The sequence below is a fragment of the Enterobacter cloacae complex sp. 2021EL-01169 genome (genome assembly GCF_020733125.1).
Lineage (GTDB): Bacteria > Pseudomonadota > Gammaproteobacteria > Enterobacterales > Enterobacteriaceae > Enterobacter > Enterobacter roggenkampii.
Genome location: NZ_JAJFTC010000002.1, coordinates 945,327 through 958,207 on the forward strand (window position 1 = coordinate 945,327; position 12,881 = coordinate 958,207).

Below are 12,881 nucleotides of genomic sequence, written 5' to 3' on the forward strand. Positions count from 1 at the left end.
TCATGAGTTCCTTGAAGGAAGGGACGAGTGGGTGGCCGCGTGTTCAAACAGCGCGCGGCGGCGCAGAAAAGCAGCGGATGGCGGTGCGATCTGGATAACGCTGCGATCGCGGTTGATCTCCTGCCAGCGATGACAGGCAACCTGACGCCCGCCGTCGAGCACCTGACTAATCGGCTCGACCTGACGGCATTCGTCGGTGACGTACGGGCAGCGGGTGTGGAAACGGCAGCCGGACGGCGGACTGGCCGGGTTCGGTAAGTCCCCCTGCAGCAGCGGCGCGTCGCGTTCAGCGCCCGGCTGCATCTGCGGTGCCGAGGCGATCAGCGCCTGGGTATAGGGGTGCAGCGGTGCGTCAAAGATCTCATCGACGCTGGCAAGCTCGACGATTTGCCCGAGGTACATGACCGCCACGCGGTCGCTCATATGGCGAATAACAGCCAGACCGTGGGCGACAATCACCATCGTCAGCCCCAGCTGGTGCTTCAGGCTTTCCAGTAAATTGACCACCTGCGCCTGCACCGACACATCCAGCGCGGATACCGGCTCATCGCCCAGCAGCAGCTTTGGTCCTGAGGCCAGCGCGCGCGCAATGCCGATACGCTGGCGCTGCCCGCCGGAAAACTCGTGCGGGTAGCGCCCGGCCCAGGCGGCGGGCAGGCCCACGGTCTTAAGCAGTTCGGCAACGCGGTACTGCCGGTCCCCTTTCTTCATGTTCTGGTGCAGCCACAGCGGCTCACCGACGATCTGCTCCACCGTCATGCGCGGGTTCAGGGAGGCGAAGGGATCCTGAAAGATGATCTGCAGCTCGCGGCGGAGCTGATTGAGGCGCGCGCCCGAGGCGTGGGTGATCTCTTCCCCCTGATAAAACACGCGCCCTTCGCTGGCGGCCAGCAGGCGCAGCAGCAGGCGGCCAAGCGTGGATTTTCCGGAACCGGACTCGCCGACAATCGCCAGCGTTTCGCCCGGCATCACGGCAAGCGACACGCGATCGACCGCCGTGACGAACCGGGCCGGGGTAAAGAGTTTTTTCGGGCCGGGGAACAGCTTGCTGAGGTCCCGAGCTTCCAGAATGGGCGTGGTCATGCGGTCTCTCCCAGGGCGATGTGGTGTTCGAGCGGCACGCGGAAGCAGGCAACCCGATGGCCCGCGCCGAGCGTGGTGAGCGGCGGTTTTTCATCATGGCAGCGCGACTGCGCAAACGGGCAGCGCGTTGCGAAACGGCAGCCTTGCGGCATGGATTCCGGCAGCGGGACCGATCCGGGAATAGTGGAAAGCGGGCCCTTGCGTGCGCCAAGGGAGGGGATCGAGCCCATCAGGCCGATGGTGTACGGGTGCTGCGGGTCGGCAAATATCGCCTCAACGCTTCCCTGCTCTACTACCTGCCCGGCATACATCACCGCCACCTGCTGCGCCACTTCGGCCACCACGCCTAAATCGTGGGTGATCATTAGCACCGCCGTGCCGGTTTCCTCTTTCAAGGTGTTGAGCATGGCGAGGATTTGCGCCTGGATGGTGACGTCGAGGGCGGTGGTCGGCTCGTCGGCAATCAATAATTTAGGATGATTGATCAGCGCCATGGCAATCATCACGCGCTGGCGCATGCCGCCGGAAAGCTGGTGGGGATAGGCTTTCAATCGCATCTCTGCTGCCGGAATCTGCACTTTCTCGAGGATCTGCAGCGCGATCTTCATCGCCTCTGCGCGCGAGACGTCCTGATGACGCATAACCGCCTCGCTCAGCTGATCGCCCAGCGTGAACGCCGGATTGAGCGAGGTCATCGGCTCCTGGAAAATCATCGCCAGCTCGCTACCGCGCAGATCGGCATATTCCCGCGGCGAGAGCTTGCGCAGATCGTGGCGACGAAACTGCATCTCCCCGCTGACGATCCGTGCGCTGGCGGGCAGTAACCCCATCAGCGCCAGGGAGGTGATACTTTTCCCACAGCCAGATTCTCCCACCAGCGCCAGCGTTTCGCCCGCCCTGACGGTCAACGAGATACCGTCAAGCACGCTTACCGGCGAGCCCGCGAACGTAACGTTGAGGTTTTTTACTTGCAATACGGGCGTGGCGTCCTTAAAGGGGATTGTCGTCATGGCGTGAAGTCGTCCTCGAGGTGGATCGCCTGAATCAGGGCGGTTTGCAGGCTGAGCAGGTGTTCGCGCATGGCGGCCGCAGCTTCATTAGGCTGGCGATGGATAATCGCCGCCATGATCTTGTGATGGTGGTCGTTATAGCTATCGACACGTTCGGGCGTGCGGGCTAATTCGCGCAGATGCTGCCAGCCCGGTTCACGTCTGACGGCATCAATGGCATCAAACAGGCCGAGCATCAGACGGTTGCCCGCCGCCTCGGCAATCGCCCGGTGAAAGGCGCTATCCCAGAGTTCGTTAAGATCGCGGTCATCCGGGCTGACCTTATCGATGCGTTCCAGCATGCGCTGCATAAGCGCGAGGTTTTCCCTGGTGGCACGCAGTGCCGCAAGCCGGGCCAGGCCGGGTTCGAGCTGAAGACGAGCTTCCATCACTTCCAGCAGGTTGGTTTGCTGCACCAGTCCCTGAAGGGCCAGCGGTTCAACAGGTGCTGACGGGCCGATAAAGGTCCCTTTGCCCTGCTTACGCCAGATACGCCCCTCTTCTTCCAGCACATCCAGCGCACGACGGACTTCACGTCGTCCTACGCCGAGAGTGTCCGACAGCTCACGTTCCGTGGGCAGCGGAATGCCTGGTGTTGACTCATGCTGGTTGATTAGCCCGCGCAACTGCTCAAGCGCGGTGCTGGAATTTGCCAGAAACCGTGACGGTTTTTCCATATTGGTTCGCTCGCTTTCATCATTGCTTTATTTTTATTAACGATAAGTTATTGATATGGAATGACGCTTATCGTGCTAATGATTAAGCAATAACCAAACCAATCTGCAATTGGTTCAGTAATTTTTTGCATAGCGGGTTATAAGCAGATGATTCTGTATGAATTCTTTTTTACAGAGAGACACAATCTGACTCGTGCCTGAATAGCCGGCGGTGGAAAAATGCACAACAACAGTGCAAAGAATGCACTAATGATGTGCAATTGTTAATTAATTGCACTATTGATATTAACTTTTTGTTAACTACAAGTCAGAAGAGAGGGAATGGAATCACAGCTGGCTGAAACGACGAAGGCCTGAATCATTTCTGATTCAGGCCTTCTGAATAGTGGCGGAACGGACGGGACTCGAACCCGCGACCCCCTGCGTGACAGGCAGGTATTCTAACCGACTGAACTACCGCTCCACTGTTCCCGTTTGGGGAACGAGGCGCATATTACGGTGCGCCTCCGATCTCGTCAACGCTTTTTCTCGCGTTTTGAATCGTTTGCTGCAAAAATCGCCCAAACGATGTTTTTACAGGCATTCCGGCGTTTTTTCAGGCACGCCAGAGACAGCTGCCGCCCTTCTTCTGCACCAGATCAAGACGGGATTCGTGATTAAGCAGCTCTTCATCACTGGCTAAAACAACCCGCAGCCGGCTTGCCTGACGGACGACACGCTGAATACCCGCTTCGCCCTGCGTTTGCTGCGACTCATTTTCCATACTGAACTTCATAGACGTCTGCCCACCGGTCATCGTCAGATAGACATCGGCGAGGATCTGGGCATCGAGCAACGCCCCGTGGAGCGTTCGTTTGGTATTATCTATCTCGTAGCGCGAACACAGTGCATCCAGGCTGTTACGCTTGCCGGGGAACATTTTCCTCGCCAGCGCCAGACTGTCTGTCACCTTACAGAAGGTATTCGTCTTCGGGATACCACGGTTAAGCTTGCTGAATTCATAATCCATAAAGCCGATATCGAACGAGGCGTTATGGATAACAAGCTCAGCGCCCCTGATGTATTCCAGGAATTCGTCAGCCACGTCCGCAAACGTCGGCTTATCCAGCAAGAACTCATCGGCAATACCGTGAACGCCGAACGCTTCGGGATCCACCAGCCGATCGGGCTTGAGATAGACGTGGAAGTTGTTCCCCGTAAGACGACGGTTCACCACTTCAACGGCGCCGATCTCAATGATCTTATGCCCTTCGTAGTGCGCGCCGATCTGGTTCATACCGGTGGTTTCGGTATCGAGGACGATCTGGCGAGTAATTGCAGTGCTCATAGCGGTCATTTATGTCAGACTTATCGTTTAACTGAACGTTTCAAATACAGGAAGTCTACCAGAGATGCGTAAACAGGTAGAAATTTTCACCGATGGATCTTGTCTCGGCAACCCGGGTCCCGGCGGCTACGGCGCGATTATGCGTTATCGCCAGCATGAAAAAACTTTTAGCGAAGGCTATTTTCTGACCACCAACAACCGGATGGAGCTCATGGCGGCCATTGTGGCGCTGGAGGCGTTAAAAGAACATTGTGACGTGGTGTTAAGTACCGACAGCCAGTACGTTCGTCAGGGAATTACCCAGTGGATCCATAACTGGAAAAAACGCGGCTGGAAGACTGCCGATAAGAAACCGGTCAAGAACGTCGATCTCTGGAAACGGCTTGATGCCGCCCTGGGCCAGCACCAGATCAAGTGGGAGTGGGTTAAAGGGCACGCCGGTCATCCGGAAAACGAACGCTGTGACGAACTGGCGCGTGCGGCAGCCGCTAACCCTGCGCATGAGGACGCGGGCTATCAGCCAGAATCCTGATCAGGGCTTTCTGTACTGCCGCGTGGCGCCAACGGTCTGGCGGATCGGCGTTTTCGATTTGCTCTGCTTCATGGGATTAAGCGTAAGGGGAATGGTTCGCTTACGCGCGACGATAAACTGCATGCAGCCTAAGGCAGGCAAATGCGTGCTCAACAAGACGCCCCCCTGCCGTGCCCAGGGCAGCACCTGAAAGCCGCCGTAGCAGAGCACTTCGAAGTTAAGCAGTGACAGCCAGTCGAGCTGGCGCATCATGGTGAACATCCGGCTGTTGTAAGGCGGCGTCCGGCGCAGCACCGGTACCAGCTTTCGCAGGCCCATCAGGCTCAGCGGGTTGAATCCGCTCAGCACCAGCCAGCCGTCATCAATCAGCACGCGATCGGCTTCGCGAAGCAGACGGTGCGGATCGCTGCACCAGGGTAACGTATGTGCGAGCAAACACGCATCAACGGATTTTTCCGCAAACGGCAGATGTAACGGGTCTGCTTTCACCTGAACCGGCGATCCGTCGAGAGAGACGTTCACCTGATGCGAGATAGCGCAGCTTTCGGTATTGATTTCCGCGCTGAGATTGCCAATCTTAAGCAGGTGAAAGCCATACATTTTCGCGAGCCAGGGCTTCAGCTGTTGCTCTAACGCCTCGCGATAGTATTCACCCCAGGGCAGTTCCGCCCAACGTTCCGGTGCTGCGACAGTCTGAGGTATCCTTGCCGGTTTCATCAACACACCCGCCACGCTATAAGAGGTAATGTATGAATCTTATCAGTATTTCTGCTTTTGAGGACAATTACATCTGGGTTTTGGTTGACGATGAACGTCGATGCGTCATTGTCGATCCCGGAGAATCCGCCCCCGTACTGCGCGCAATAGAAGAGAAGGGCTGGCAGCCGGAAGCCATTCTGTTGACGCATCACCATAACGATCATACGGGCGGTGTACCTGAACTGCGTACCCATTTTCCGCATGTTGTGGTTTACGGACCGTCAGAGGCACAAGATAAGGGTGTCACGCAAGTAGTCGAAGAAGGCGAAAAAATCCTCATACGCGAGTGGGAGTTTTCCGTATTTGCCACACCGGGTCACACTTTGGGACATCTGTGTTTCTACAGTAAGCCTTATCTTTTTTGCGGTGACACGCTGTTCTCAGGGGGCTGCGGAAGGCTGTTTGAAGGAACACCAGCGCAAATGTATCAGTCTTTACAGAAGATTAACGCATTACCCGATGACACCGTTATTTGTTGCGCGCATGAGTATACATTAGGGAATATGAAGTTTGCCGTCAGCCTGTTGCCTGAGGATCGGGCGATTCAGGATTATTATCACAAAGTGAAGGAGTTACGTGCAAAAAACCAAAACACACTCCCCGTAATTCTGAAAAACGAGCGCCAAATTAATTTATTTTTGCGAACATATGATATTGATTTAATTAGCAAAATTAACCAAGAAACAAATTTGCAACAACCAGAACAGCGATTTGCATGGTTAAGGTCAAAGAAAGATAACTTCAGATAATTGCTGGTTGCCTTTTCAAAAATTCGCCGTTATCATCGCTCGTCTTTTAAGCAACTATTGACACACACATGAAGACAAAAGCGATATTACTCGCCTCTGTCCTGCTTGTAGGTTGCCAGTCGCAGAACGGCAGCAACGTACAACAGCACGCACAGAGCCTTTCTGCAGCTGGTCAAGGGGAAGCAGGGAAGTTTACAAGTTCGGCGCGCTGGATGGACGATGGGACATCTTTCGCGCAGGAGCAAGACTTGTGGACCTCTATTGGCGACGAGCTAAAGATGGGAATTCCGGAAAACAGCCGGATTCGCGAACAGAAACAGAAGTATTTAAGTAATAAGAGCTATCTCCACGATGTAACGTTACGGGCAGAGCCGTATATGTACTGGATAGCCGGGCAAGTTAAGAAACGTAACATGCCTATGGAGCTGGTACTCCTACCCATAGTGGAGAGCGCTTTTGACCCACACGCGACGTCTGGCGCCAATGCCGCAGGCATTTGGCAGATCATTCCGAGCACCGGGCGAAACTATGGTCTGAAACAGACCCGCAACTATGATGCGCGTCGCGATGTTGTCGCTTCAACGACAGCCGCTCTCGACATGATGCAACGTCTGACCAAGATGTTTGACGGCGACTGGCTGTTAACGGTCGCAGCGTACAATAGCGGCGAAGGTCGTGTACTGAAGGCAATGAAAGCGAATAAAGCACGGGGTAAATCCACCGATTTTTGGTCGCTCTCACTGCCACAGGAAACAAAGATTTACGTACCGAAAATGCTGGCTTTGAGCGATATTCTCAAGAACAGCAAGCGTTACGGTGTACAACTGCCAACACCAGACGAAAGTCGTGCACTGGCGCGCGTTCGCCTCAGCAATCCGGTTGATATTCAACAGGTTGCTGATATGACGGGTATGTCGGTAAGTAAATTGAAAACCTTTAATGCTGGCGTTAAAGGCTCAACGCTGGGGGCGAGTGGCCCGCAGTATGTAATGGTTCCGCAGAAACATGCTGAGCAGTTACGTGAGTCTTTAGCTTCGGGTGAAATCGCCGCCGTTCAGTCAACGCTGATCGCGGATGCATCATCAGTTAACAGCCGCAGCTATAAGGTTCGTTCAGGTGATACGCTTTCGGGCATTGCGTCACGTCTTGGCGTGAATGCGAAAGATCTGCAGCAGTGGAATAACCTGCGCAGTTCAGGCCTGAAAGTGGGTCAAACTCTGACGGTGGGTGCAGGTAGCAGCGCACAGCGTCTCGCCAGCAACAGCGATAGCATTACCTATCGCGTGCGTAAGGGTGATTCGCTGTCCAGTATCGCAAAACGTCACGGCGTGAACATCAAAGATGTGATGCGCTGGAACAATGATACTGACAATCTGAAACCGGGCGACCAGCTGACGCTGTTTGTGAAGAACAGCGCAACGCCAGACTCCTGATAACACGACCGAAAGATAAAAAGGCACCGATTCCCCTCGGTGCCTTTTTTGTTTATCCCGCTTTTTGCGCTTCCGCCATGATGGTATCGCTGGTAAATGAACCATCGTCCTGCAGTTCAAAGTACGCCTTCACCTCTGCCGACGCACTCTCCTGATACAGCCTGATAGCCTGGCTTAATGCTTCCGGGGTGCGCATACGCGCAATCCACGAGCTAAACTCCAGCGGTAAACGGTCTGTGATTAACGAACGCGCGATCAGCCCCGCTTCCGTGAGCAGCGATAACCACTCTCCGCTGGCGTAGTTTTGCACATGGGAGGTGTCGCGCAGCGCTTCCACCGTCTGCAGCCAGATATTACGTACCGGATGCCCAGGCGACATGACATCCATAATAATGAAGATGCCACCCGGCTTCAGAACGCGCTTGACTTCGCGTAATGCCTGGCCAACATCATGCCAGTGGTGCGCGGAATAACGGCTGATCACCACCTCAAACGAGGCATCATCAAAAGGTAAGGATTCGGCATAGCCCTGACGCGTATCAATGTTGCCCAGTCCCTTCGCTTTCGCCGCTTCAGCAACCACCTCCAGCATCTGGCTGGATAAGTCATATGCGGTTACGTGCGCCACCTGCTGCGCAGCCGTGAAGCTGGCATGCCCTGCCCCACAGCCTAAATCCAGCACGTGCGCCTGCGGGAATGCCGACAGACGTTCACCGAGACGCACCAGATCGCGACCTGAAGCGTGCACGGCGCTGCTCAGATAGGCATTTGCCTGAGAACCAAACTGTTTTTCTACGTTGTCATGATGGGAGTGTGTTGTTGTCATCGTACTGTCCTTTGTGGGTTAAAAATAGAAGGGCAGCACCCGCGCAGGTCTGCCCCACGGCAGACCTGACACACCATTATTTATCAGGTTTGCCGGGACTGAATTCGACTAGTAGAGGGTTATGATCGGAGGCGCGCGTCACCAGCACAGAGGCGTCGTGCACGCTTAAACCACGGTAGAAGACAAAATCGAGAGGACGACCAAAGGCTTTTTTGCGCTGGTCATCGCTAAAACGGACTTCACGCAGCGACATTTCGCGCGCAAAGCGGTACAGCGCATTCATGCGCGGGCGGCTCCAGGCATTGAAATCACCGGCCATAATGATCGGCCCACTGTGATGCGCAATCTGATCGCCGATCGGAAGTAACTGCTTACTATAAACATCCACGCCCAGGCTGAAGTTTACCGCGTGGATATTCACGACCATCAGCATACGGGTATCCGGCAGTGGATAGACCGTCACCAGCGCCGATTTCGCCAGACGCAGGATAGGCTCGCGTTCGCGCAATGGACAACAATAGACCGGATGTGCTGCTGAAAGCGTCATCACCCCCGAGGGGTGCTGAGGCAGAACAAAGGCCGGTACCTGGTCGGCGGCAAGATAGTGAGTGGTGGCAAACCGGACCAGCTCAGGGGTGGTTTGCGCCTCCTGGAGCAGAACCAGATGGGCATCTTTGCCAAAATTCTTGAGTACCGATAACCACTCCGCACGCTGCTGCTTAAAGATATTCCACACCAGTACGCGGATTTTTTCATCGCTGCTTAACGGTGTGCCGGCGGGTAATGCCTGACTGATGCTCGCAAACGACCCCGGAGGCAAGATCCTCTCCGCGGGCATTCCGGCAACATAACGCATGGCATAGGTATTTTTTCGCACTTTTGGAAACAGCCTCTGTAACATGAACCAGTCCGGAAAACGGACTGGTTCTAATGTTATAGGGACTTTAGGTCACACTTTCAACGCAATTTCTGAGAAACCGCTTTCCAGTCTTGTAAGCCAGCGCTTACTGATGTTACCCCAGCGCAACGCGGGCTGGCTTATCCAGGCGTCCGCTCAGGCCAATCAGCAGGAAGGCGATCAGGACAATCACCGCGCCAATCCACGGGGTCTGGGTCAATCCGAAGTGCTCGACGGTTTGTCCGCCAATAATTGAACCCAGCGCAATACCAATATTAAATGCGGCAATGTTCAGCCCCGATGCCACGTCCACCGCATTTGGCGTATAAAGCTCGGCTTTCTGTACAACGTAGACCTGAAGCCCTGGCACATTACCAAAAGCGAAGATCCCCATGACCAGTACCGTGACCAGCGCGGCGTACTGTATCGAGGCGGTGAACTGGAAAATCATCAGCAGAACAACCAGCGCGGCGAAGATGAATTTCAGCGCCGGCACCGCACCATGCTTATCCGCAAGCTTGCCGCCCCAGATATTGCCAATCGCAACGGAAATACCGTACCCCAGCAAGATCCAGCTCACGGCGTTGGGAGAGAAGCCCGCCAGGTCCTGCATCATCGGTGCCAGGAAGGTAAAAGCAGTGAATACGCCACCATAGCCCAGCGCCGTAACCGCGTAGATGATCAGCAAACGCGGATGCGTAAGTACCTTCAGTTGATCGCTCAGGCTAGCGCTGGCCCGGCCAGGAATATTCGACGGCACCAGCAGCAGGCTGGTCACCAGGGCAATGACGCCCAGTAGGGAGACGGCCAGGAACGTTTCACGCCAGCCGAAGTGTTGTCCGATAAACGTGCCCAACGGTACGCCCGTAACGAGTGCAACGGTCAACCCACCGAACATGATCGCAATGGCGGATGCCGCTTTCTCTTTGGGTACCAGGCTGGTTGCAATAGTAGAACCAATCGAGAAGAACACCCCGTGAGCAAGGCCGGTCAACAGCCGAGCGATGACCAGCGTGGTGTAGTCCGGCGCCTGCCAGGCCAGCACGTTGCCGGCGGTGAACAGCACCATCAGTGCAACTAACAGCTGCTTACGCGGAAAGCGTCCAGTCAGGGCCGTCAGGACTGGCGCACCGACGGCAACGCCCAGGGCATAGATAGACACCAGCAATCCGGCGGAGGGCAGCGAGATCGCAAGCTGGTTAGCAATGGTGGGAACCAGTCCCACGATAACAAATTCGGTTGTGCCAATTGCGAAGGCACTGATCGTCAGGGCAAGTAGCGCCAGTGGCATAAAATACTCCGTATCATCAGGATTAAGATGACAGGCAGTATGCGCCAGTGCTTAAATAACAAAAATGGTCAAAATCTCAATAGAATTTTGCGGGTGGTGCAACAATGAAAGCAACGTCAGAAGAGCTGACAATCTTTGTCGCCGTGGTTGAAAGCGGCAGCTTTAGCCGCGCGGCCGAACAGCTGGGACAGGCTAACTCAGCCATCAGCCGCTCGGTAAAAAAGCTGGAGATGAAGCTTGGGGTGAGTCTGCTCAACCGAACGACGCGGCAGCTGAGCCTGACGGAGGAAGGTGAGCGTTATTTTCGCCGCGTGCAGTCGGTACTGCAGGAGATGGCCGCAGCAGAGACCGAGATTATGGAGACCCGCAGCACGCCGCGTGGGTTACTGCGCATTGATGCAGCCACGCCGGTTGTGCTTCATTTTCTGATGCCGCTGATCAAACCTTTCCGTGAACGCTATCCGGAGATGACGCTCTCTCTGGTCTCGTCCGAGACGTTTATTAACCTCATCGAGCGGAAGGTAGATGTGGCGATCCGGGCGGGAACCCTGACGGATTCCAGCCTGCGGGCCCGCCCGCTGTTTGCCAGCTACCGTAAAATTATCGCGTCGCCACAGTATATTGCTGAACATGGTAAACCGGAGACGGTTGAGGAGTTGAAAAAGCATTTGTGCCTGGGCTTTACGGAACCCGTTTCGCTAAATACCTGGCCCGTCGCCTGCCCTGACGGTCAGTTGCATGAGATCACCTGCGGGTTGTCGTCCAACAGCGGGGAGACGCTGAAGCAATTGTGTCTTGAAGGCAACGGTATCGCCTGTTTGTCTGACTATATGATTGATAAGGAGATTGCGCGGGGTGAACTGGTGGAATTGATGGCCGATAAACGCCTGCCAGTCGAAATGCCTTTTAGCGCGGTGTATTACAGCGACAGAGCGGTGAGTACGCGCATTCGTGCCTTTATCGATTTTCTGAGTGAACATATAAAAACAGCTCCCGGAGGAGCTGTGTGAGGGTTCAGGTTACAGAGGGTGGGTCAAACTTAATCCCAGTTTGGCGCTAAGCCTTCCGGGCTGACCAGGCGATCGTTGCACTCCAGGGCTGCGATCGCTGTTTTATCGTCAGCATCCAGATGAAGATCCATTGCTAACAGGTTGCTCGCCAGGTTTTCACGCTTAGTGGATGATGGGATCACGGCATAACCTTCACCCATTGCCCATGCCAGAATGACCTGCGCAGCCGTCGCATTATGCTTCTCGGCGATACGGATAATTACCTCATCTTTCAGCGCCTTACCGTAGGCCAGCGTCATGTATGAGGTGATGTGGATCCCATGCTGTTTTGCCCAGTCCACCACTTTGCGGTTTTGCAGATATGGAGAGAGCTCAATCTGGTTGGTTGCAATATTTTCTGCGCCAACAGCAGCAATGGCTTTTTCCATCAGCGGGATCGTGAAGTTGGAGATCCCAATTTCGCGGGTTAAGCCCTGCTTTTTCGCTTCCAGCAGCGCCTGCATGAATTCTTCCACGGAGACGGCATCGTTCGGTGATGGCCAGTGGACCAGCGTCAGATCCACGTAGTCAGTACGCAGTTTTTTCAGGCTCTCTTTCAGGCTTGGGATCAGCTTGTCTTTGCTGAGATTCTCAATCCAGATTTTCGTGGTAATAAACAGCTCATTACGCGGTACACCGCTCTCTTCGAGAGCTTGTCCAACTGCAGCTTCGTTTTCATAGATCTGCGCCGTATCAACAGCACGATAGCCCAGTTCGAGTGCGGTTTTAACTGATGCGATAACAATGTCGTCTTTCAGGCGGAAAGTGCCCAAACCAAATGCAGGGAGAGTCATACTATTCCTCAATCATTATGTTCGTAAACTGAGGACGATTATCGCTGGCGGTGTTATAGAGAAAAAGATCGCAAAATGCAGAGGATTTTTGCTGATTTCGCAATAATTAAACGTCAGATAAGAAAAAAGCCCTGAGCGTTAGCTCAGGGCTTTTAATAAGTGGCGGAACGGACGGGACTCGAACCCGCGACCCCCTGCGTGACAGGCAGGTATTCTAACCGACTGAACTACCGCTCCACCGAAGACTTCTTGTAACCACCGGATTAATGCACCGGCTTACTACTAAATTTGATGCCTGGCAGTTCCCTACTCTCACATGGGGAGACCCCACACTACCATCGGCGCTACGGCGTTTCACTTCTGAGTTCGGCATGGGGTCAGGTGGGACCACCGCGCTAAAGCCGCCAGGCAAAT

General features: G+C 54.7%; 13 protein-coding genes, 2 tRNA genes and 1 rRNA gene. 4 read left to right on the forward strand and 12 right to left on the reverse strand.

Annotated elements, in window-relative coordinates; genetic code table 11:
- From LLF79_RS11065 to dnaQ, 5 genes are all read right to left on the reverse strand, one after another.
- Nucleotides 1–1,083, reverse strand: coding sequence for an ABC transporter ATP-binding protein (locus LLF79_RS11065; RefSeq protein WP_031275319.1), 1,083 nt, complete (start codon nt 1,081–1,083; stop codon nt 1–3).
- Entirely contained in the window at nt 1,080–2,093 is a 1,014-nt protein-coding gene (locus LLF79_RS11070) for an ABC transporter ATP-binding protein (protein ID WP_206805702.1), read from the reverse strand. Before LLF79_RS11070 ends, LLF79_RS11065 begins: the two co-directional genes overlap by 4 nt.
- Nucleotides 2,090–2,809, reverse strand: coding sequence for a FadR/GntR family transcriptional regulator (locus LLF79_RS11075; protein WP_045909857.1), 720 nt, complete (start codon nt 2,807–2,809; stop codon nt 2,090–2,092). The genes LLF79_RS11070 and LLF79_RS11075 overlap by 4 nt, the downstream gene beginning before the upstream one ends.
- 386 nt (nt 2,810–3,195) lie before the next feature.
- A tRNA-Asp gene (locus tag LLF79_RS11080) sits at nt 3,196–3,272 on the reverse strand.
- A 132-nt stretch (nt 3,273–3,404) separates the two neighbouring features.
- Nucleotides 3,405–4,136, reverse strand: coding sequence for a DNA polymerase III subunit epsilon (dnaQ, locus tag LLF79_RS11085; protein ID WP_206805703.1), 732 nt, complete (start codon nt 4,134–4,136; stop codon nt 3,405–3,407).
- Nucleotides 4,137–4,200: 64 nt separating this feature from the next.
- Here dnaQ and rnhA point away from each other — a divergent pair, with 64 nt between their 5' ends.
- Nucleotides 4,201–4,668 (forward strand): ribonuclease HI, encoded by a 468-nt coding sequence (gene rnhA / locus LLF79_RS11090; protein WP_008500276.1) that lies wholly within the window; start codon nt 4,201–4,203, stop codon nt 4,666–4,668.
- Here the strand turns inward: rnhA and LLF79_RS11095 are convergent, their stop codons facing one another.
- On the reverse strand, nt 4,669–5,385 hold the full coding sequence (locus tag LLF79_RS11095) for a class I SAM-dependent methyltransferase (RefSeq protein ID WP_063436004.1): 717 nt from the start codon (nt 5,383–5,385) through the stop codon (nt 4,669–4,671). It lies immediately after the preceding gene.
- A gap of 32 nt (nt 5,386–5,417) precedes the next feature.
- On the opposite strand from LLF79_RS11095, the gene gloB reads away from it, so the two are divergent.
- Both gloB and mltD read left to right on the forward strand, forming a co-directional pair.
- A complete protein-coding gene (gene gloB, locus LLF79_RS11100; RefSeq protein WP_227879531.1) occupies nt 5,418–6,176 on the forward strand; it encodes a hydroxyacylglutathione hydrolase in 759 nt (252 codons plus the stop codon).
- Nucleotides 6,177–6,244: 68 nt separating this feature from the next.
- Nucleotides 6,245–7,609, forward strand: coding sequence for a murein transglycosylase D (mltD, locus tag LLF79_RS11105; RefSeq protein WP_227879532.1), 1,365 nt, complete (start codon nt 6,245–6,247; stop codon nt 7,607–7,609).
- Between the two features lie 52 nt (nt 7,610–7,661).
- Here mltD and LLF79_RS11110 read toward each other — a convergent pair whose 3' ends face one another.
- The 3 genes from LLF79_RS11110 to LLF79_RS11120 form a co-directional block, all read right to left on the reverse strand.
- Nucleotides 7,662–8,435: a class I SAM-dependent methyltransferase gene (locus LLF79_RS11110; RefSeq protein ID WP_039024637.1), complete on the reverse strand. Its 774-nt coding sequence runs from the start codon at nt 8,433–8,435 to the stop codon at nt 7,662–7,664.
- 76 nt (nt 8,436–8,511) lie between these two features.
- Nucleotides 8,512–9,312 (reverse strand): endonuclease/exonuclease/phosphatase family protein, encoded by an 801-nt coding sequence (locus LLF79_RS11115; RefSeq protein ID WP_025912579.1) that lies wholly within the window; start codon nt 9,310–9,312, stop codon nt 8,512–8,514.
- 136 nt (nt 9,313–9,448) lie between these two features.
- Nucleotides 9,449–10,624, reverse strand: a complete 1,176-nt coding sequence (locus LLF79_RS11120) for an MFS transporter (RefSeq protein ID WP_032674203.1) — start codon at nt 10,622–10,624, stop codon at nt 9,449–9,451.
- A gap of 104 nt (nt 10,625–10,728) precedes the next feature.
- Here LLF79_RS11120 and yafC point away from each other — a divergent pair, with 104 nt between their 5' ends.
- The gene (gene yafC, locus LLF79_RS11125) at nt 10,729–11,634 is read left to right on the forward strand and encodes a DNA-binding transcriptional regulator YafC (RefSeq protein WP_008500283.1); all 906 of its coding nucleotides are present in this window, start codon (nt 10,729–10,731) and stop codon (nt 11,632–11,634) included.
- Nucleotides 11,635–11,663: 29 nt separating this feature from the next.
- Here the strand turns inward: yafC and dkgB are convergent, their stop codons facing one another.
- The 3 genes from dkgB to rrf form a co-directional block, all read right to left on the reverse strand.
- Nucleotides 11,664–12,467, reverse strand: coding sequence for a 2,5-didehydrogluconate reductase DkgB (gene dkgB / locus LLF79_RS11130; protein WP_065101698.1), 804 nt, complete (start codon nt 12,465–12,467; stop codon nt 11,664–11,666).
- Nucleotides 12,468–12,627: 160 nt separating this feature from the next.
- Nucleotides 12,628–12,704, reverse strand: a tRNA-Asp gene (locus LLF79_RS11135).
- 56 nt (nt 12,705–12,760) lie between these two features.
- Nucleotides 12,761–12,876, reverse strand: a 5S ribosomal RNA gene (gene rrf / locus LLF79_RS11140).
- Between the last annotated feature and the right edge of the window lie 5 nt (nt 12,877–12,881).

Coding starts and splice junctions, on each gene's coding strand:
- LLF79_RS11065 (WP_031275319.1), bottom strand. CDS start 1,083: ATGACCACGCCCATTCTGGAAGCTCGGGACCTCAGCAAGCTGTTCCCC.
- LLF79_RS11070 (WP_206805702.1), bottom strand. CDS start 2,093: ATGACGACAATCCCCTTTAAGGACGCCACGCCCGTATTGCAAGTAAAA.
- LLF79_RS11075 (WP_045909857.1), bottom strand. CDS start 2,809: ATGGAAAAACCGTCACGGTTTCTGGCAAATTCCAGCACCGCGCTTGAG.
- dnaQ (WP_206805703.1), bottom strand. CDS start 4,136: ATGAGCACTGCAATTACTCGCCAGATCGTCCTCGATACCGAAACCACC.
- rnhA (WP_008500276.1), top strand. CDS start 4,201: ATGCGTAAACAGGTAGAAATTTTCACCGATGGATCTTGTCTCGGCAAC.
- LLF79_RS11095 (WP_063436004.1), bottom strand. CDS start 5,385: ATGAAACCGGCAAGGATACCTCAGACTGTCGCAGCACCGGAACGTTGG.
- gloB (WP_227879531.1), top strand. CDS start 5,418: ATGAATCTTATCAGTATTTCTGCTTTTGAGGACAATTACATCTGGGTT.
- mltD (WP_227879532.1), top strand. CDS start 6,245: ATGAAGACAAAAGCGATATTACTCGCCTCTGTCCTGCTTGTAGGTTGC.
- LLF79_RS11110 (WP_039024637.1), bottom strand. CDS start 8,435: ATGACAACAACACACTCCCATCATGACAACGTAGAAAAACAGTTTGGT.
- LLF79_RS11120 (WP_032674203.1), bottom strand. CDS start 10,624: ATGCCACTGGCGCTACTTGCCCTGACGATCAGTGCCTTCGCAATTGGC.
- yafC (WP_008500283.1), top strand. CDS start 10,729: ATGAAAGCAACGTCAGAAGAGCTGACAATCTTTGTCGCCGTGGTTGAA.
- dkgB (WP_065101698.1), bottom strand. CDS start 12,467: ATGACTCTCCCTGCATTTGGTTTGGGCACTTTCCGCCTGAAAGACGAC.